Annotated in this window: 16 protein-coding genes; 8 read left to right on the plus strand and 8 right to left on the minus strand. The window is 71.8% G+C overall.

Features of this window, described 5'->3' with window-relative positions; translation table 11 throughout:
- Positions 1 to 34 precede the first annotated feature (34 nt).
- Positions 35 to 640, plus strand: coding sequence for a thymidine kinase (locus tag ATL40_RS01255; RefSeq protein ID WP_098467955.1), 606 nt, complete (start codon positions 35 to 37; stop codon positions 638 to 640).
- Here ATL40_RS01255 and yczE read toward each other — a convergent pair.
- Complete coding sequence (yczE, locus tag ATL40_RS01260) at positions 607 to 1,329, minus strand: membrane protein YczE (protein WP_342747588.1); 723 nt, start codon at positions 1,327 to 1,329, stop codon at positions 607 to 609. The two genes, ATL40_RS01255 and yczE, sit on opposite strands and share 34 nt — an antisense overlap.
- Positions 1,330 to 1,390: 61 nt before the next feature.
- On the opposite strand from yczE, the gene ATL40_RS01265 reads away from it, so the two are divergent.
- A complete protein-coding gene (locus tag ATL40_RS01265) occupies positions 1,391 to 2,845 on the plus strand; it encodes an aminotransferase-like domain-containing protein (protein WP_169925848.1) in 1,455 nt (484 codons plus the stop codon).
- 197 nt (positions 2,846 to 3,042) lie between these two features.
- Here ATL40_RS01265 and ATL40_RS01270 read toward each other — a convergent pair whose 3' ends face one another.
- From ATL40_RS01270 to ATL40_RS01280, 3 genes are all read right to left on the minus strand, one after another.
- Positions 3,043 to 3,894, minus strand: coding sequence for an ABC transporter permease (locus tag ATL40_RS01270; RefSeq protein ID WP_245866569.1), 852 nt, complete (start codon positions 3,892 to 3,894; stop codon positions 3,043 to 3,045).
- Between the two features lie 76 nt (positions 3,895 to 3,970).
- A complete protein-coding gene (locus tag ATL40_RS01275; protein ID WP_098467958.1) occupies positions 3,971 to 5,011 on the minus strand; it encodes an ABC transporter ATP-binding protein in 1,041 nt (346 codons plus the stop codon).
- Between the two features lies 1 nt (position 5,012).
- Complete coding sequence (locus ATL40_RS01280) at positions 5,013 to 6,260, minus strand: LolA family protein (protein ID WP_098467959.1); 1,248 nt, start codon at positions 6,258 to 6,260, stop codon at positions 5,013 to 5,015.
- 94 nt (positions 6,261 to 6,354) lie between these two features.
- Here ATL40_RS01280 and ATL40_RS01285 point away from each other — a divergent pair, with 94 nt between their 5' ends.
- The 5 genes from ATL40_RS01285 to ATL40_RS01305 all read left to right on the plus strand — a co-directional run bounded on the left by ATL40_RS01285 (position 6,355) and on the right by ATL40_RS01305 (position 15,424).
- On the plus strand, positions 6,355 to 7,002 hold the full coding sequence (locus ATL40_RS01285) for a response regulator transcription factor (protein WP_098470197.1): 648 nt from the start codon (positions 6,355 to 6,357) through the stop codon (positions 7,000 to 7,002).
- Positions 7,003 to 8,499 carry a sensor histidine kinase gene (locus tag ATL40_RS01290; protein ID WP_098467960.1) on the plus strand — a complete coding sequence of 499 codons (1,497 nt, stop codon included), beginning with the start codon at positions 7,003 to 7,005 and terminating at the stop codon, positions 8,497 to 8,499.
- A gap of 253 nt (positions 8,500 to 8,752) precedes the next feature.
- On the plus strand, positions 8,753 to 12,703 hold the full coding sequence (locus ATL40_RS01295) for a DUF7927 domain-containing protein (protein ID WP_169925849.1): 3,951 nt from the start codon (positions 8,753 to 8,755) through the stop codon (positions 12,701 to 12,703).
- A 125-nt stretch (positions 12,704 to 12,828) separates the two neighbouring features.
- Positions 12,829 to 14,358: a SpaH/EbpB family LPXTG-anchored major pilin gene (locus ATL40_RS01300; RefSeq protein WP_098467962.1), complete on the plus strand. Its 1,530-nt coding sequence runs from the start codon at positions 12,829 to 12,831 to the stop codon at positions 14,356 to 14,358.
- A 142-nt stretch (positions 14,359 to 14,500) separates the two neighbouring features.
- Complete coding sequence (locus ATL40_RS01305; protein ID WP_098467963.1) at positions 14,501 to 15,424, plus strand: class C sortase; 924 nt, start codon at positions 14,501 to 14,503, stop codon at positions 15,422 to 15,424.
- 25 nt (positions 15,425 to 15,449) lie between these two features.
- Here the strand turns inward: ATL40_RS01305 and ATL40_RS01310 are convergent, their stop codons facing one another.
- The 4 genes from ATL40_RS01310 to ATL40_RS01325 all read right to left on the minus strand — a co-directional run bounded on the left by ATL40_RS01310 (position 15,450) and on the right by ATL40_RS01325 (position 17,748).
- Positions 15,450 to 15,809 carry a DUF2200 domain-containing protein gene (locus ATL40_RS01310; protein ID WP_098467964.1) on the minus strand — a complete coding sequence of 120 codons (360 nt, stop codon included), beginning with the start codon at positions 15,807 to 15,809 and terminating at the stop codon, positions 15,450 to 15,452.
- 48 nt (positions 15,810 to 15,857) lie between these two features.
- Entirely contained in the window at positions 15,858 to 16,712 is an 855-nt protein-coding gene (locus tag ATL40_RS01315; protein ID WP_098467965.1) for a serine/threonine-protein kinase, read from the minus strand.
- Entirely contained in the window at positions 16,705 to 17,238 is a 534-nt protein-coding gene (locus ATL40_RS01320; protein WP_098467966.1) for an RNA polymerase sigma factor, read from the minus strand. Before ATL40_RS01320 ends, ATL40_RS01315 begins: the two co-directional genes overlap by 8 nt.
- Positions 17,239 to 17,367: 129 nt before the next feature.
- A complete protein-coding gene (locus tag ATL40_RS01325) occupies positions 17,368 to 17,748 on the minus strand; it encodes an SHOCT domain-containing protein (RefSeq protein WP_098467967.1) in 381 nt (126 codons plus the stop codon).
- 108 nt (positions 17,749 to 17,856) lie between these two features.
- Here ATL40_RS01325 and ATL40_RS01330 point away from each other — a divergent pair, with 108 nt between their 5' ends.
- The gene (locus tag ATL40_RS01330; protein WP_098467968.1) at positions 17,857 to 18,417 is read left to right on the plus strand and encodes a YdeI/OmpD-associated family protein; all 561 of its coding nucleotides are present in this window, start codon (positions 17,857 to 17,859) and stop codon (positions 18,415 to 18,417) included.
- The last annotated feature ends 2 nt before the right edge of the window (positions 18,418 to 18,419 follow it).

Raw genomic sequence — 18,419 nt, forward strand, 5'->3', positions numbered from 1 at the left:
TGCGTCGTCGTGAATCCCGCGTGTAAGGAGCGCCATGGCCAAGCTGTACTTCCGCTACGGGGCCATGAACTCCGGCAAGAGCACGGCGCTGCTGCAGGCCGCCTTCAACTACGAGGAGCGGGGTCAGCGCGTGCTGCTCGCCAAGCCCTCGGTGGATACCAAGGGTGATCGCTCGATCGTCTCCCGCCTCGGGGTGGAGCGGGAGGTCGACTTCACCATCTCGCCGGAGCAGGACGTGGTCGCCGCCTTCCACGCCAACGCCGCCGCCGTGACCGAACGGACGAGGGAGCGGGTGGCATGCCTGCTCGTGGACGAGGCGCAGTTCCTCTCCCCCGACCAGGTGGAGGGCCTGCTGCGGATCGCCGTGCTGGAGGGCACCCCGGTCCTGGCCTACGGGATCCGCACCGACTTCCGCACCCGCGCCTTCCCCGGTTCGGCGCGTCTGCTGGAGGTCGCGCACAGCCTGGAGGAGCTCAAGACGATCTGCCGGTGCGGCCGCAAGGCGATGTTCAACGGCCGGCTCGTGGACGGGGCGTTCGTGTTCGACGGCGATCAGGTCGCCATCGATGCGGGTCACGTCACGTACGAGTCGCTGTGCCCCACGTGCTACCTGCGCGAGAGCGGCGGCCGGCTGTCCTGAGGGGCGCTGGGACTGCTGGGGGCCGCCGCCGCGTTGGGGGCCGCCGCAAGCGCTGGCACGCTCACCCACGGCAGGAAGAACTGCACCACCGGCCCGATCGCGAGCGCGTACAGCGCGGTGCCCAGGCCCACGCTGCCGCCCAGCAGCCAGCCCAGCGCCAGGACGGTGACCTCGATGACGGTGCGGATCGTGCGGATGGAGAACCGGGTGCGCTCGGCGAGGGCGACCCACAGCCCGTCGCGCGGTCCGGCGCCGAGGCGCGCGCCCACGTACAGCGCGCCCGCGAGCCCGTTCAGCACCACCCCGGCGAGGAGGAACGTGATCTGCCATGCGAGATGCTCGGGCGCGGGGAAGAGCCAGAGGCCGAGGTCCGCGAACAGGCCGATGAGCAGCACGTTCGCGATGGTGCCGACCCCCACCCGCTGCCGCAGCGGGATCCACGCCAGCAGCACCAGGGCGCCCACGAGGATCACCACGGTGCCGAAGGTCAGTCCGGTGCGCATCGCGAGGCCCTCGTGCAGCACGTCCCACGGGTCCAGTCCGAGGCCGGCCTGCACGAGCACCGCCATGGACAGGCCGTACAGGGCGAGGCCGCCGACGAGTTGGGGCAGGCGGCGTCCCATCCCGGGTTCGCGGAACTGGTCCAGCGGGTGCCGCACGAGGCTGCGGAGGGTGGCTGCGGTGGTCATGGCGTCCACTCTGCGCCTCAGTGGCATTCAAATCGATAGCCAATTCTGGTGTACTGGACTCATGCCCGATCCCTCGGCCCAGCGCCTGGCCCGCCTGCTCACCACCCACCTCGGGGGTGAGGGGCTCGCCCGTCCCGCCTACCGCTCCCTCGCCGCGGCGATCCGCGCCCTGGCGGTGGACGGTCGACTCGCGCAGGACTCCCGGCTGCCCAGTGAGCGGGAGCTCGCCGCCGCGCTGGGACTCTCGCGCACCACGACCACCCGCGCCTACGCCTCGCTCGTGGCGGAGGGGTGGGCTACCAGCGCGCAGGGCTCCGGCACCTTCCTGCACATCCCAGGCGGCGCCACGCACGCCCGCGCCCCGCTCGTGCCGCTGGAGGGCGTGGAGATCGACCTCACCGCGGCCGCCGGCACCTGCGTGCCGGGCACGAATGCCCTGATCACCGAGGCGCTCGGCGACCTGCCGGCCGTCCTGCAGGGCCGCGGGTACGAGCCGATCGGGTACCCGCCGCTGCGGGAGGCGATCGCGGCGCACTACGCCGCGCGGGGACTGCCCACCTCGCCCGACCAGATCGTGGTGACCTCCGGGGCCATGGCGGCGATCGCCGTCGTGCTGCGCGCCACGCTGCGCCGCGGCGACCGGGCCGCGGTGGAGGCGACGACGCACCCCACCTCCCTGGGTGCGCTGCGGGGGGCCGGGGCGCGCCTGGTGGCGCTGCCGGCCGGCGAGGAACGGGTGTGGGACCCGGCCGCGGCGGCCGCCGTGATGCGCGGCGCCGAGCCGCGCCTGACGTACCTGATCCCGGACTTCCACAATCCCACCGGGGCCCTGATGCCCGAGGACGATCGCGCCCGCCTCGGCCGGCTCTCCGCCGCACACGGTGGGGTCGTGCTCGCGGACGAGGCCCTGGTGGACCTGCGCCTGGACCCCGTGGCGATGCCGCTGCCGTTCGCGGCGCACCACCCGGAGGCCTTCAGTGTGGGCAGCGTGTCCAAGCCGCTGTGGGGCGGGGTGCGGGTGGGGTGGGTGCGCGCCCCGCGCTCGGGGGTCTCGGCGGTGCGCGCCGCGCGCCTCACGCTGGACCTGGGGGCCTCGGCGCTGGATCAACTGGTCGCCGCCCGGTTCCTGCGCGACCCGGGGGTTGTGCTCGCGGGGCGCCTGGCGGAGCTGCGGGGGATGCGGGAGGCGTGGCTGGGCGCGATGGCGGCGCACGAGACGCTGTCGGGGTGGCGCGTGGCGTCACCGCCGGGTGGGCTGGCGCTGTGGGTCGGCCTGGGGGAGCGGGTGGCGCCCGAGATGGCGGCCGCCGCCCGGAGGCGGGGGGTCGCCGTCGCCGTCGGGCCGCAGTTCAGCGCGGAGGGCGGGGCGCGGGACCGGATCCGGCTGCCGCTGACGGCCCGCGTGGACGTGCCGACGCTGGCCGGGGTGCTCGCGGAGTCCTACGCCGAGGCGCTGACCGGCGCGGACGCCAGGGCGGGGGCGTCGGTCAAGCCGACCCCGGCGCCCGTGGTGTAGCCACGGGACCTGCAGAACCACCTCGAGGTGCCTGCAGAACCACCTCGAGGTGCCTGCAGAACCACCTCGAGGTGCCTGCAGAACCACCTCGCGAAGTTTGGTGCACCCCGCGAGGTGGTTGTGCCCCCACCGCGAGGTGGTTGTGCCCCCACCGCGAGGTGGTTCTGCAGGTACGGCGAGGTAGTTCTGCAGGTCGGCTAGGAGGTGATGTCCGCGGTGGTGAACCGGGCCCAGGCCAGGGAGCCGAAGATCGCCACCCAGGCGGCCTGCACCCACACGCCCTGCCAGATCACGTCCGAGCTGACCGAGAACCGCAGGAACTCCGCGAAGTCGAACCAGTGGTGGGTCAGCAGGCCGGGGTGGATCGTGGAGAGCTGCGGGATGGAGTCCAGCACGGTGGAGACGATGGTCGCCACCAGCGTGGCGGCCATCGCGCCGATGGGCACCTCGGTGAGCGTGGAGAAGAACAGGCCGAGCGCGATCAAACCCGTGAGCGACATCGCCACGTAGGCCGTGACCCCGAGCATCCGCCCGATCCCGGCGCCGACGCCCACGCTCTGCCCCGACAGCAGCGTGAGGTCGCCGAAGCCGAACAGGATCCCGCCGGTGAGGAAGGCCACCGCCGCGAGGATCAGCACCGCCAGCATCACCTGCACCAGCGCGCCCAGGGCCTTGACCAGCAGCAGCTGGCCGCGGCGCACCGGCACGAGCAGCAGGTAGCGCAGCGTCCCGGCGCCCGCCTCGCCCGCCACCGCGTCCCCGGAGGCGACCGAGACCACCAGCGGCAGCAGGAACGGCAGGCACATGAACAGCGAGGTGATGACGAGGAAGAGTCCGTTCTCGCTCACCCGGGAGATGAACCCCGGCCCCTGGCCGGCGTAGGCGGAGTCGTTCACGACCCACAGCACCACGCCGAGCAGGATCGGCACCGCCGCCACCAGGGCCACCAGCAGTTGGTTGCGGCGCCGCCCGAGCACGAGCAGCAACTCGCTGGCGAGCATCCGCCCGAAGGCGCCGGGTTCGGAACGCGAGGCGAACGGGTCGATCACGGGACGGGTGCTCGACGGCGCACTCCCACTGGTCGGCGCAGTCCCGGTGGTCTCGGCTCGCCCAGTGGCCCCCGACTCATCGGGCGACATCGAATCCCTCCCCGGTCAGTTCCACGAACGTCTCCTCCAGGCTCGGCCGCTCGGTGCGCACCCCCAGCACCGCGAGGCGCGCGGCCACCAGCGCCGGCGCGATCGCGGCCACGGGTTGTGCGCCGAGCTCCAGGCGCAGGTCAGCGACGCCGTCGGCCTTCCCGCGAGCCCCGCCACCGGACCCGTGGGCCCCGTCGGACACCACCATCCCGAGCGAGGCCAGCACCTCCCGCGCCGCGTCGGCCTCCTCGGCGCGGGTGGTCACCACCACCACCTCCCGCTCCGGGGCGATCGAGGCGCGCGGCCCCTGTGCGAGCAACCGACCGCGGCTCATCACCCCGATGTGGCTGCACACCTGCTCCATCTCGGCCAGCAGGTGGGAGGAGACCAGCACCGTGGTGCCCTCGGCCGCGAGCTCGCGCACCAGGGTGCGCACCTCGCGGGTGCCCTGCGGGTCCAGCCCGTTGGTGGGCTCGTCCAGCACCAGCAGGTCCCGCGGACGCAGCAGCGCGGCCGCCAGGCCCAGGCGCTGCTTCATCCCGAGGCTGTACTGCCGGTACTTCTTACCCGCGGCGGCGCCGAGCCCCACCCGCTCCAGCGCCGCATCGATCCGACGGGCGGAGGTGGCGGGCGCCGCGGAGGCGTCCATCGCGTCCAGCCGCCGCAGGTTCGCCAGACCGCTGAGGTAGGGCTGGAACGCCGGGCCCTCCACCAGGGCGCCCACGCGGGGCAGCACCCGGGCGGCGTCCTCGGGCATGGCCCGCCCGAGCATCTCCACGGATCCGGCGGTCGCGGAGATCAGCCCGAGCAGCATCCGGATCGTGGTCGTCTTGCCGGACCCGTTCGGCCCGAGGAACCCGTACACGGCCCCGGCGGGCACCTCCAGGTCGATCCCGTCCACGGCCACCTGGCCGCTGCGGAAGCGCTTGGTGAGCCCCCGGGTACGCACGACGGCGTCGCCCGGGGTGAGTGACGCCGTCGCGCCTGATGCCGTGGCCGAAGAGGCCGTGGCTGAGGAGGCGGTCACCTCAGGCGAGCCCGGCCTCGGCGAGCAGCGCCTGGGTGGGCACGGAGCCGACGTAGAGCACGCCGTCGTCCGTGATCAGCGCGCTCAGGAGGGTCGAGCTGAACAGGCGGCCGCCCTCCACGGGCGTGGTGAGCTGGTCGAACAGGGCGTTCCCGTCGACGCCGAAGCCGTCGCCCTCACCCTTGAACTCCTCCATGAGGTCACCGTTGCGTCCGTCGGCGAACGGGGAGTCGGCGAGCTCGGCCTGCACCTGCTCGGGGTCACCGGACAGCAGCGCGGTCAGGTCCACGTCCTCCACCCGCACGATCTCGGCCCAGCCCTCACCGGACACGCTCACGCCCTCGGGCAGCGTGGCGCCCTCGGTAGCCTCATTTGTGAGGTCGCCGGGCAGCGTGGGCGCCTCGCCCTGGTGCATCGACTGCTCGCGCAGGTCATCGGCGGAGAGCGCGTGCTCGGTGACCGCCGCGCCCGCCGGCGCCGAGAACGCCAGCGCGGCATCGCTCGGGGTCTCGTACGTCAGGTCGGTGAACGCGAGCTCGAGGGCCGGGGCCCCCGGCTCCTGCGTGCTCCACACCTGCACCGACAGCGGGAGGTAGGTCTCGCCGTCGACGGCGATGCTCACCTCCTGCAGCAGCGTGCCCGGTGTGGTGGGCGTGAGCAGGAGCTGGTAGGCGTCGCGGCCGGCCACGCGCACGTCCTCACCGAGGGTGACCTGCGCGTTCTCCTCGGCGACGGCCAGAAGGTGCTCGGCGAACTCGGTCGGGGTGGGCACCTCCCCGGTCGGCATGGCCTCCTGGGCGGCGAACTCCTCGGACATGGCGAGGGACTCCGTGTCCAGCGACAGATGCGTCACCGCATTGTCGGCGGAGGAGTAGGTCCACATCTGCGGCCCGTCCATCACCACGGAGTACTCCGAGGCGGAGCCGAGCAGCGCCACGCGGGAGCGCTCGGCACCATCGGTCCACACCCGGATCGTGGAGGACCCGGACAGCAGGTTGAGGGGGTCGGCGCCCCCGGTCATCTCCGCGGTGAGCTCGGGCAGGCCGAGGCGCGCGGTGTACACGGCGGTGCCGGACAGCGCGAACGGTTCGGCGGCGGCCACGTCGGCGAGCAGGTCGGTCGGGGTGGTCTCCGGGAGGTCGCCGGCGTCGGCGCTGGCGAGGGTGGGGACGGCGACGGCGGCGGCGACCGCGAGGGCGACGGCGCCCGGCACGGCCCAGCGGGCTCGAGTCCTGGCAGTGGCGTTCATGTCACCCAGTGTGCTCCCGGGTCACTGTGGCCACGCTGAGAGCCGCGGGCCCCAGCACGGACGGCGGGGCGCGCCGGGTGGGATGCTGGGCGCCATGCGCATCCTCGTGGTCGACGACGAACGCTCCCTCGCGCGCGCCATCAAGCGCGGGCTGGAGGCGGAGGGGTTCACGGTCGACCTGGAGCACGACGGCGTGCGGGGCCTGGCCGCGATCCGCCTCGGGGACTACGACGCGGTGGTGCTGGACATCATGCTGCCCGGCCGCAACGGCTACGACGTGGTGACCACCCTGCGCGAGGAGGGCAACTGGACCCCCGTGCTGCTGCTCTCGGCCAAGGACGGGGAGTACGACGTGGCCGACGGGCTGGACGTGGGCGCGGACGACTACCTCACCAAGCCGTTCGCCTTCGTGGTGCTGGTGGCGCGCATCCGGGCGATCGCCCGCAGGCCGGCGACGGCGCGCCCCGCCACCCTGGAGGTGGGCGCGGTGACGCTGGACCCGGCGCTGCACGAGGTGCGGGTGGCGGGGGAGAAGGTGGAGCTCACCTCACGGGAGTTCGCGCTACTGGAGTACCTGATGCGCCACCGCGAGCGCGTGGTGAGCAAGACGGAACTCCTCGAGCACGTGTGGGACTCCGAGGACGTCAACCTCGTGGAGCAGTACGTGGGGTACGTGCGGCGCAAGATCGGGCGGGAGCGGATCGCCACGGTGCGCGGCGCCGGCTACCGGGCGGTGGGGTAGGTGGGCCGGACCCCCACCCTGCGCGGCAAACTGACCCTGGTGACGGCCGGGGCGCTCGCGGTGGCGCTCGCGGTCGGGGCGGCCGTGCTGGTCGCCCTGCTGCAGGCCGCGAGGATCTCTGCGCTGGACGGGGTGGTGACCCAGCGTGCGGCGGTGGTGGCCACCCTGGTGGCGACCGACCGGATGCCGCAGACCCTGGACTCCCAGTTCGGCGAGGTGGTGCAGGTCCTGGACGCGCAGGGCTCGGTGGTGGCGACCACCTCGAACGCCTCCCTCACGTTGCCGGCGGTGACGCCCGAGGTGGCGTTGCACCTGGTCGCGGCCTCGGTGGACGAGGCGGGTGGGCCGTCGGGCGCTGGCGTGGACGGCGCAGCCGGCATCGAGGACGCCGTGACGGTGGTGCGCGCGGACAGTCCCTACGGCGGCGCCTCCCGCGTGGCAGGGGTCGCGGTGCCCTCGCCCGACGGCGCCCGGCTGGTGGTGGCCGCGACCCCGCTGCGGGACGTGGCCGAGACGGTGCGCACCCTCGTGGTTGCGTTCCTGCTGGTGGTCCCGGTGCTGGTGGCGGGGCTCGCGGCCGGGGTGTGGCACGTGCTCGGGCGCGCCCTGCGCCCGGTGGAGGACCTGCGGGTGGCGGCGGACGCCGTCGCCTCCTCCGGCGGTGCGGGTGTGCTCCCGGTGCCGGAGTCGGGGGAGCTGGCCGCCCTGGCCACCACGCTGAACGCGATGCTGACGCGGTTGGACGAGGCGGCGGCGGCCTCCCGCGCGGCGGCCGAGCGCGAGCGGGTGGCGGCCGACGGGGCGCGGCGGGCGGCGCAGCGGCAGCGGGACTTCGTGGCCGATGCCGCGCACGAGCTGCGCTCCCCGATCGCCTCGCTCAGCGCGGAGCTGGAGGTCGCCCAGCAGCACCCGCAGGCCTACCCGCGCGAGGAACTGGTGGCGGATCTGGCGGCGGACGTGGCGCGGATGCGGGTGCTTGTGGAGGACCTGCTGCTGCTGGCGCGGGTGGGCGTGCGACCCCTGGCCTCGCGGGAGTTGGATCTCGCGGAGGTGGCCCGCGGGGCGGTGCGCGGGGTGGCCGGCGAGGTGGCGGTGCCGGTCGTCGGCGCGGGATCGGCGCGGGGGGATCGCGACGCGAGTGACCGGGTGCTGCGCAATCTCGTGGCGAATGCGCTGCGGCACGCAACCGGCGGCGCCGGCGGGGCCAGCGGGGTCGAGGTGGTGGTGGCCGACGGCCTGGTGAACGTGATCGACGACGGCATCGGCATCCCCCCGGGCGAGCGGGAGCGGGTGTTCGAGCGGTTCGTGCGGCTGGAGGAGGCCCGCGAGCGTGACGCCGGCGGCTCGGGTCTCGGGCTGGCGATCGCGCGGGAACTCGCGCGGGAGATGGGCGGCGATGTGGTGCTGCGGGGGCGGCCCGACGGCGAATCGGGGCTGTGCGCGCAGCTGCGGCTGCCGTCGGGTGGCGAGGGGAGATCTACGCCGCCTCAGCGCTGACGCGGTCGTGACGCAATTGTGACGCTGTATTGCGTCGGACCGGTGGCAGGGTGCCACGATGCGTCGTAAGTTTTCTTGACCGGGTTCGCTCGGGGGTCGTCGGTAATGGGGCCGGGGCCGATGCGTGGGGAGACTGCGCGTGGGAGCAAGGACGTCGAGTGGGGCCGAGCGCGGCGGGAGATGCCGCCGCCGAGGCCTCGGTCGCGTAGGTCGGCGCTGGGTCGTCGCGGCGCTGACCACTGCCCTGATGCTGGTGAGCGGGCCCGCACTCGCGCTGCGCTTCGCGAACGTCTCGGGCGGCACGACCGCGACGCAGTCGTTCCCGCAGGTGGTCTCGGGCTCCTCGACCGCGGCCCCGGTGACCGCCACCTGGACCCAGCAGAGCCTCGGAGGTTACTTCCAGGATGAAGGAACGGACTCCTGGCCGTGGTCCGGTTCCACGTACGCCATGTACAACAACACCCTGCCGTCCAGCCCCACGGCACGTGAACTCGAGGTCTACTCACGAGGTTGCGCCTACCCGAGCGGCACCAGCTACTGCGGCGGCCGTGGCACCATCACCCTGACCTTCTCCAGCGCGGTGACCGACCCTGTGCTGTACGTCGCGGGCTTCGGCGGGGACTACGGCAGCGTCCAGACCTCAGGTGTGCTGGACATCGCCTCGGCGACGAACGGCGGGACCCCCACGACCGTCTCCTTTGGGAGCCTGTTCAGCAACAACAACAGCAATGGGTCCTCCACCCTGCAGATCACACCTACGCGACTGCAGACCAGTGCGACCCGCCCGGGCACGGAGTGCAACAGCAACAGCGGCGGCGACGACCTGAACGGGCGTGCGGGATGCGGGATGGTGACACTGACGGGCACCATGACGCAGATCACCTTCGACGTCTCGGTGAAACTCAACTCCGCCAGCGCCGGCACGATCTCCTCCAGTGCGAATGCCTACGACACCATCCGCTACTACGTCGCACTGCAGGACGCGCAGGTGCCGGTCGCGCATCCCGACGAGGTGACCGTGGGCCTGGGGCAGCAGTCCCTGCCGCTGGATCTCGTCGCGAACGACACCCCGCTCAGCGGCATCCCGTTCGTGCCCTCGAGTGTGCGGTTCCTGGGCACCGGAGGCTTCACGCTGAGCAATGGCACCGCCACCCAGGGGTACACCACGGCGGTGCACGACCTCACCGGCACCACCTACCAGATCGCTGCCGACGGCCGCGTCACGGTGACCGCCAACGGCGTGATCGGGCCCGTAACCCCACTCACGTACCGTGTCACGGACGAGGCCGGTAACACCACGACCTCCACGCTGTCGGTCACGATCGTCACAGCGCCGATGCAGTGCGTCGACACCGTCTACAAGCAGACCTTGGGTGCCATCCAGATCATCCCGACGGCGGAGGTGACGGGCTCGGGTACCTACACGCCGACCCGATACATCACCTACCCGACCCAGGCCGAGGCGACGTCGAACGCGCTGGGCGTGGCACCGAACGGGACCCGTTTCTACATGACCGGCACGTGGAGCGGAACCGAGGGCGGCAGCGTGATCTGGTTCGACTCCACCACCGGCCAGTGGGGCCACCAGGCCGCGACGGGCGCCTCGACAGCGCTGGCCGGGGCAGTGAACCCGGTGAACGGCAACTACTACTACGGGACGGTGGACCGGGGGGCGCCGCTGTACATGGTCGATCACAGCACCGGCGCGGTCAGCGTGGTCGGGCTGATGCCAGGAAGTGGTACCCCCGGGCTCAACGGCGACATCGCCTTCACCTCCACCGGTGACCTCCTCGTCGTCGCGGGGCTCGGCACCGTCAGCGCGCTTCGTATGGTGACGGCCGCCGATCTTGCGCAGGGCGTGAGCACCCAGGTGCTCCCCTCGACCACGATCCCCACGAGTCTCACGCATGTCGGCGTCGGTATCGCCTTCGATGAGCACGGCTACCTGTACACCCTCTCCTCGGGCGATGGGCTGCGCCGGATCGACCCGCTCTCGGCGCAGGTCCTGGCCGGCCCCCGCGTCATCAGCGGAGGGAGCTACGACATGTCGGGCTGTGGCTTCCCGCCGACACTCACCCTGCGCAAGGACGTCACGCAGCGCATCGACCCGAGCGATCAGTTCCAGCTCAGCATCGCGAGCGCCTGGACGACCACGCAGAGTGCGACGACGACCGACTCCGTGAACGGTGTGCAGGCAGCCACCGTCAACACGATCCTCGTGCCGGGACGCACCTACACGCTTGCCGAGGCGGCCGCCGGCACCACGACTCTGGATACCTACGCGAGCAGTTACGCGTGCGTGGACGCCACCACCGGCAACCCGCTCGACTCCGGCGCGGGCACGTCCTTCACCTTCTCCCGTGCGCAGACGGCGGGCCTGGCCGTGGTCTGCACGTTCACCAACGAGCCGCCACCGCCGGAGCTGACCACCACGAAGTCGCTCCTGGAGGTCAACGATGAGGCCGCCACCGTGGATCAGGAGGTCGCCGCGGGCGACGAGCTGACCTACCGGATCGGCGTCACCAACGCGGGCAGCACGCCGGGCACCGTCACGCTGACCGAGACCGTGCCCGTGAACAGCGCCTACACCGGTGCCGGCTGGACCTGCCTCCCCAATGCCCAGGCGGGGAGTACCTGCACGACCGCCGTCACGGTGGCCGCGCTGGGATCGGCGTCCGCGGACTTCGAGGTGACCCTCGTCGACCCCCTGCCCTCCGGCACGTTGAGCATCGTGAACACGGTGACCGCGACCTACGACGGGCAGGACGTCTGCGCCGAGGACGGTTGCACCGTGACCACCCCCACCGTCGCCACCCCGGTCGTGACGAAGGACCTCGTCCGCTTCGGCACGACCGTCGGGGAGTTCGACGTCGAGCCAGGCTTCACCGCGGATCCCGGCGTCGAGTTGATCTACGAGATCTCCGTGACGAATGCGGGCAATCCGACGACGGCGCCCGTCACCCTGACCGAGACCGTCCCGGTGGGTACCACCTACTCGGGCACCGGCTGGACATGCACGCCGGACGGGTCAGCAGGCAACGTGTGCACCTATGACGTCCCCCCGCCCGTGGCACCAGGTGAGACGGTGGAGTTCCGCGTCACCGTGGACGATCCGCTGGACCCGGCCGTCAACGAGATCGTGAACACGGTGACCGCGACGTACGACGGGCAGGAGGTCTGCGCCGAGGACGGCTGCACCGTGACCACCCCGCTGTCGCCCGCGTGGACCCTGACGAAGGTGGCGAGCCTCGCCGGGTCACCGCTGACCGACCTCGACACCGTGCGTCCGGGCGATGTGATCACCTACACTGTCACGGCCACCGCGCTGCGGGGCACCGTCACCGAGATCGACCTCGTGGACGAACTCGGGGACGTGCTCGACGACGCCACCCTGGTACCCGAATCCATCGCGCTGACGGTGGGCGGGGTCTCGCAGACAGCGCCCGAGGTGACCGGCACCGCGCCGGACCAGCAGCTCCTGGCCGAGGTCGCCACCCTGACCGCCCCCGACTCGGCGGTGCTCACCTACCAGGTGACGATCGACGCGGACGCGTGGACCGCCGTCGTCGGCAATGTGGCCACGGGCAGCGCCAACGAGACACCGCCGGTGCAGTGCGCGGCGGGCGGACCGGTCGTGTTCGGCCCCACACCCACCGGATGCTTCGTCACCCTGCACACGCCCGCCTACCTGCTGCTGCAGAAGTTGGGGCAGGGGATCAACGGGGAGACCCCGATGGATGGCGCCGCCTTCGCGGTCTTCGAGGACGACGGCGGAGCCCCGGGTCAGGAGATCACCGATCCGGGCGTGGAGCCCGGTGGGGAGTCCGGTGAGGCGAGCGGCCTATTCACGATCGCGAGCCTGTCGGCCGGCACGTACTGGCTGCGCGAGACCCAGGCCCCGGCGGGACACAACCTGCTCGCGCAGGACGTGCAGTTCACCGTGGCCATCGACTACGACGCCGACCCCGTCACGACCACGGTGACGATCGCTCCCGGCACGCCCCAGGTGACGGCGTCGGTGGACGCCGAGGGCACGTGGACGATCCAGGTCACCGACACCACCCCCTTCGATCTACCGCTGGCCGGCGGTCCGGGGACCCACCGCGTCACCCTGACCGGCCTGGCATTGCTCGCCGGGGCCGCCCTCGCTCTCCTGGTGCGCCTGCGGCGCCCGGGACACGGGGAGGTGAGGCCCACGCCATGACCTGCGGCACCACGTGCCACCGCGACCCTGCGAGGTGTACAGGGCCACCGTGAGCACCCGTCTCATTCCTTTGACCTGATCCCTTCGACCCGGGCAACGACGCCCCCCGTACCAAGGAGAAGCCCATGAGAACGTCCATCCACCGCAGGCTGTGGGGTGGGGCCGTGGCCCTGCTCGCCGCGGCCGGCCTCACCCTCGGAGCAGGCGTGGCCGCCACCGCCGCGCCGATCATCGATCAGACGACCGGCACCCTGCACGTCCTGAAGCACGAGACCCCCGGCGGAGCCGCGGGCGACGGGACGGCGCTGACACCCGCCCCGGGCACACCGACCATCGACGGTGTCGTGTTCACGATCACCCAACTCGACTACGACCTGAACACGAACGCCGGATGGACCGATCTCGCGGCGCTCGAGGGCGACGTGGATGCCGCCCTTGTCCTCGGCGGTGGGTACACCAGTTCGGTGGAGACCGGAGCGGCCGGCACCGCGGGTGAGGCGCTGTTCGAGAACATCCCGGTCGGTGCCTACCTCGTGAAGGAGACCGACACGCCTCCTGGTGTCACCGCAGCGGCCCCGTTCATCGTCACCGTGCCGATCACGAACCCCGATAGCACCGACGAGTGGCTCTACGACGTCTACGTCTACCCGAAGAATGCCGTCACCGAGGCGCCGGAGAAGACCGTCTCGGACGCGTCGGCCGCAGGTCTGGGCGACCCCGTGGTCTACACGATCACCTCGGAGATCCCGGACCTGAACACTGGTCAGTCCATCGACTTGTACGCTGTGCGTGACACCCTGGCGCCACAGTTGACGCTCACGGGAGTGACGGTGGCCTTCGTCGGCACGCAGACCGGTGCCCCGCTGGACACTGCGGACTACGTGGTGACACCGACGCCGCCTGCCGCGGGGGCGGACGTGATCGTGAAGTTCACAGCGTCCGGCCTCGGGAAGCTCACGGCGAACCAGGACCTCCAGGTGGCGACGACGATCACCACCTTTGTCAACGAGGTCTCCGCCACGGGGATCATCGCCAACGCGCCGGCGCTCTACCCCAACGGCCCGTCCTGGGGTCCGGACATCACCACGCCGGCGCCCGATCCGGCGTCCCCGGGCGTCCCGGGCACCCCCGTGGAGACCCGGTGGGGGAACATCTCCCTGACGAAGGTCTCGGCCGGTACCGATGACGGATTGCCGGGAGCCTCATTCCAGGTCTACACGTCCCGGGAGGCGGCCATCGAGGGGGACCCGAACGAGGCGGTGGCAGCGGATGACGACGGCGACCCGGCGACGCCGCCGGTGACCACCTTCACTACCGGCACAGACGGACTCCTCACCATCTCGGGTCTGCGGTACAGCGAGTTCGCTGACGGCGAGGCGATCGTGGCGCCGGGTGAGCCCCAGACGTACTGGCTGCGTGAGATCACGGCCCCAGACGAACACGAACTGCTTGCCGAGCCGTACGGCCCGATCACCGTGGACGGTGTCCCGGTCGACGGCGAACTCGAGATCGAGAACGCACCGGCGAACGGCGGTTTCGAGCTGCCCTTCACCGGTGCCACCGGTCAGTGGATGTACCCCGCCGCGGGTGCTCTGCTGCTCGCCGGTGCCGGTCTGGTGCTCGTGGCGCGCAACCGCCGCAAGGTGCAGCACTGAGCGGCCGCCACGCACTCGTCGCCGGCAGCAGCCGGTGACGTGAGGTAGCCGGGTGCGCCGGGGGTCCCACGACCTCCGGCGCACCGCGGCCCCCACCCACAGCCCAGACCATCCACCACCCCCGCACCGACCTGGAGGCGACGTGAGCGCATCGACCCCGCTGCTGCGGTTCACCCGCGGCGCGCGCCCGCGACCCTCGCCGGGTGCCGTGCTGATCGCTCTTATGGCGATCGCCGGCCTGGTGGTGGTGATGTACCCCGCGATCGCGAGCTGGTTCTCCGCCCGCGCGCAGTCCAGCACCGTGGCGGCGTACGCGAATGAGATCGCCTCGACTCCGAGCGAGGTGCTCACGGACACGCTCGCGCAGGCCCAGGAGTACAACGCCGCGATCCCCGAGATCCTGCTGACCGACCCCTACACCCTCGATGATGCGATGTCCGGGCGCGGCGGAGCGTACGAGACCTATGAGGAGCAACTCCGGCTCGCGTCCGACACCCGCGAGTCCCCGCCCATGGCACGCATCCGGATTCCCACGATCGACGTGAACCTGCCCGTCTACCACGGCACCGAGGACATGGTGCTGGAACGCGGCGCCGGGCACCTGTTCGGCTCGTCGCTGCCGGTGGGTGGCGAGGGCACGCACTCGGTGATCACCGCCCATGCGGGCCTCGTGGAGGCGACGATGTTCGATCACCTCGTCGACGTCGCCGAGGGCGACGAGATTCTCATCGACGTGATGGGGGAGCAGCTGACCTACCGGGTGACCGGCTCCGAGACCGTGCTGCCCACCGAGGTCTCCTCGCTGCGGCTGGAGCCAGGGGAGGACCTGCTGACACTGGTGACCTGCACCCCGATCGGCGTCAACTCCCACCGCCTGCTGGTTCACGCCGAGCGCGTGGCGGTGCCGCAGGAGTCCGCTGAGCCGAGCACCACGCAACTCTCCGACGGGACCGGTGGCCCCGGTTTCCCGTGGTGGGCCGTGCAACTCGCCGGCGGGGTCGCACTGATCCTCGCCGTGGTCACGCTCGCCGAGCGCGCGGGTGGACGCCGTCGCCCGACCTCCTGACGCAAGCCCGACGCCTGGGGCTGACTCAGCCCTTCGGCTCGCGCAGGATCGAGGTCATCTTCTTGCCGCGGGCCACCTCGTCCACGAGCTTGTCCATCCAACGGATCTGCTGCATCAGCGGGTCGGAGATCTCCTCCACCCGCACCCCGCAGATCACGCCGGTGATGAGGTCGGCGTGCGGGTTCATCGCCGGGGCCTGCGCGAAGAACTCCTCCATGGTGCGCTCGTCGGCATTGGCCTCGGCCAGCCCCTCGTCGTCGTACCCCGTCAGCCACGTCAGCACCTGATGCAACTCGGCGACCGTGTGGTCCTTCTTCTCCACCTTGGTCACGTAGTGCGGATAGATGCTGGCGAAGCTCGTGTCGTAGATGCGGTGCCGGGTCATCGTCGTCTCCTCGGTCCTCTGGTCGCTCGGTCGGTGCTGACGCGCACCCTACTGCGACGGGACTGCCGGGATCTTGATCTCCTCGACAACCGCCCCGGACTCGTCGATGAGGGTGATGGCGACCGCGTCGACAGACTCGGCGCCGGAGCCCTCCTGGGGCCACCACGCCAGGGCGAACCCCTCGGCCACCGTGGCATCGACCTCGAACCCGGAGCCGAGGGTGAGAACCACCCGCTCGACGTCGTCGGCGACCTGTGCCCCGAAGACCACGGCGTCCCATGCGAATCCCGGTTGTCCCGCAGCGGCGTGGTGCGTCGCCTGACTGAGATGCCAGTTCCCGATGGTCTCGCCCGTGTCGAGGTCGGTGAGGCGAGTGGTCGCACGCATGCCGCCCCAGCCGGACTCCGCCGTGAGGCAGGTGCTCCACGCCTCACTCCCGGCGGAGAGCACGAGCACCGCCTCGCCGCGCTGCTCGGCGGCCACAGGCTGCAGGTCGTCCACTCGCGGTGGGTCGGGGTGTGTGGCGCCGCCTCGGTCGATCCCGTCCTGTGAACGGTCGGCCGCGCAGGCGTACTCGGCCCACGCGGAGAGGTCGGATGCCGCTACAGGGGCAGGGTCGGGAACCCATCCGGCATGCGCCACCGGTGCGGTCGGCCCGGAGGGCCACAGGACGACGGCACCGGTCACCGCGGCGGCCAGGCCGAGCCCGGCGAGGGACCACCTGCGGCGGCGGGTCCGGCAAAGGTCTCCCGATGTGCCCCGATCGCCGGCGGACTGCTGCTCGTGCTCGATCCGGGACCAGAGCGCGGCGAACGCGGCGTCATCGGCGCCGATCGCCCGCGCCGTCGACTCTCCTTCTGGCGCTGGATCCAGGTCGCGTAGCAACTCCATCGCGTCAGTCATGGTGCACCTCCCGTGAGTCGGGCACCTCATCGGGTGCCTCCTGCATGGACTTCTCGAGTCGAGCGCGAGCCCGGTGCAGCCGCACCGCGAAGGTTCCGCCGGAGATGCCGAGCACCGCACCGGCCTGGTCGTTGGTCAGACCGTCCCAGGCGATGAGAGTGAGCACCTCCCGGGCGTCCTCTGGGAGCGTGCCCCAGGCGTCGGAGAGTGCCAGACGCCGGGCGGGATCGCCGTCGTGCACCGCCTCGGACCGGGCCTCGTGGCCCAGGGTGGCGAGCATCTCGCGTTGCCTGTCCCCGGCACGCAGCGCGGTCCCGATGTGGTTGCGGACGGTGGCGAGCAGCCACGGCAAGGCGTCCTGAGGGACGTCCTCGCGCCGTCTCCAGGCCACGAGGAAGGTCTCGCTGGTGAGGTCCTCGGCCGGCAACCACGGCGTCCGCCGCTGGACGTAACGCTGCACGGCGTCGGCGTGTGTGCGCCACAGGTCCCGCAGCCACTCCCGGTCGCGCGTTGTCTCTGTCGTCATCCTCGACCTCCTCACCCCGTCTCTTGCGTCAGGGCGGCCAGGATTACAGGTCGGATCCGATCCCTGCCGAGAAAGCAGAACGCGCCCCCGCCGAGGTGGCGGGGGCGCGTCGCGCGGAGCGGGGTGGCGTCAGGCGCCGACCACCTGCGCCTTGATGCGGTCGAACTCCTCCTGGGTGATGGTCCCGGAGTCCAGCAGCTGCTTGGCGGCGGCGAGCTCGGTGGCGCTGCCCTGGCGGGCGCTGTTGCGGATGTACTCCTGGGTCGCGGCCTGGGCCTCCTGCGCGGCGGCGAGGCGGCGCTCGTTCATGCCACGGCCACGCGCGATCAGGTAGATCAGCGCGCCGAGGATCGGGAAGACGATCAGCAGGACGATCCACAGCGCCTTGCCCCAGCCGCCCATCTTCTTGTCGGAGAAGAGGTCGACGATGATCTGGAACAGCACCATCAGGAACGCGATGAGGATGAAGATCTGGAGAGTGAGCAGCAGGAAGTGCCAGAACTCGGTCATGAGGGGGGTCCTAACGAACATGGGGGATCTACCAGGCGAAGCATAGGCGGAAGCGCTCCCGCGCGCATCCGCTGCCGAGACGGCTGCCATAGTGGGCGCGTGAGCGAGATGGAGATCCTGATCCTGCCCGACGCCGCAGCCTGGCGCACCTGGTTGGACACCCACGAGTCGGTGCACGACGGCGTGTGGCTCGTTCTGGCCAAGAAGGGCACCACCAGCCCCACCTCGCTGCGCTACGCCGAGGCCCTGGAGGAGGCGCTGTGCTCGGGGTGGATCGACGGGCAGACCCTCAAGCGCGACGAGGGCACCTACCACCAGCGCTTCACCCCGCGCCGTGCGCGCAGCATCTGGTCGGCGCGCAACGTGGGGCACATCGCCCGGCTCGAGGAGCAGGGCCGGATGCGCGATCGTGGCCGCGCGGAGGTCGAGCGCGCCCGGGCCGACGGCCGGTGGGACGCCGCCTACGGCGGCTCCGCCACCATCGAACCCTCCGCGGAGATGGCCGCGGCGCTCGCCGCAGACCCGGCCGCGGCCGCCTTCCTGGAGGCACTCACCGCGAGCGAGCGATTTGCGGTGCTCTTCCGCACGCGCACGCAGACCACCCCGGGTGGCCGGGAGCGTGCGGCGCAGCGCATGGTGGCCAAGCTCGCGCGCGGCGAGAAGCCCTGAGC

Origin of the sequence: Serinibacter salmoneus (assembly GCF_002563925.1) — a bacterium.
GTDB classification, from domain to species: domain Bacteria; phylum Actinomycetota; class Actinomycetes; order Actinomycetales; family Beutenbergiaceae; genus Serinibacter; species Serinibacter salmoneus.

Coding starts and splice junctions, on each gene's coding strand:
- ATL40_RS01325 (WP_098467967.1), bottom strand. CDS start 17,748: ATGACCGAGTTCTGGCACTTCCTGCTGCTCACTCTCCAGATCTTCATC.
- ATL40_RS01265 (WP_169925848.1), top strand. CDS start 1,391: ATGCCCGATCCCTCGGCCCAGCGCCTGGCCCGCCTGCTCACCACCCAC.
- ATL40_RS01320 (WP_098467966.1), bottom strand. CDS start 17,238: ATGACGACAGAGACAACGCGCGACCGGGAGTGGCTGCGGGACCTGTGG.
- ATL40_RS01300 (WP_098467962.1), top strand. CDS start 12,829: ATGAGAACGTCCATCCACCGCAGGCTGTGGGGTGGGGCCGTGGCCCTG.
- ATL40_RS01310 (WP_098467964.1), bottom strand. CDS start 15,809: ATGACCCGGCACCGCATCTACGACACGAGCTTCGCCAGCATCTATCCG.
- yczE (WP_342747588.1), bottom strand. CDS start 1,329: ATGACCACCGCAGCCACCCTCCGCAGCCTCGTGCGGCACCCGCTGGAC.
- ATL40_RS01285 (WP_098470197.1), top strand. CDS start 6,355: ATGCGCATCCTCGTGGTCGACGACGAACGCTCCCTCGCGCGCGCCATC.
- ATL40_RS01330 (WP_098467968.1), top strand. CDS start 17,857: ATGGAGATCCTGATCCTGCCCGACGCCGCAGCCTGGCGCACCTGGTTG.
- ATL40_RS01280 (WP_098467959.1), bottom strand. CDS start 6,260: ATGAACGCCACTGCCAGGACTCGAGCCCGCTGGGCCGTGCCGGGCGCC.
- ATL40_RS01315 (WP_098467965.1), bottom strand. CDS start 16,712: ATGACTGACGCGATGGAGTTGCTACGCGACCTGGATCCAGCGCCAGAA.
- ATL40_RS01255 (WP_098467955.1), top strand. CDS start 35: ATGGCCAAGCTGTACTTCCGCTACGGGGCCATGAACTCCGGCAAGAGC.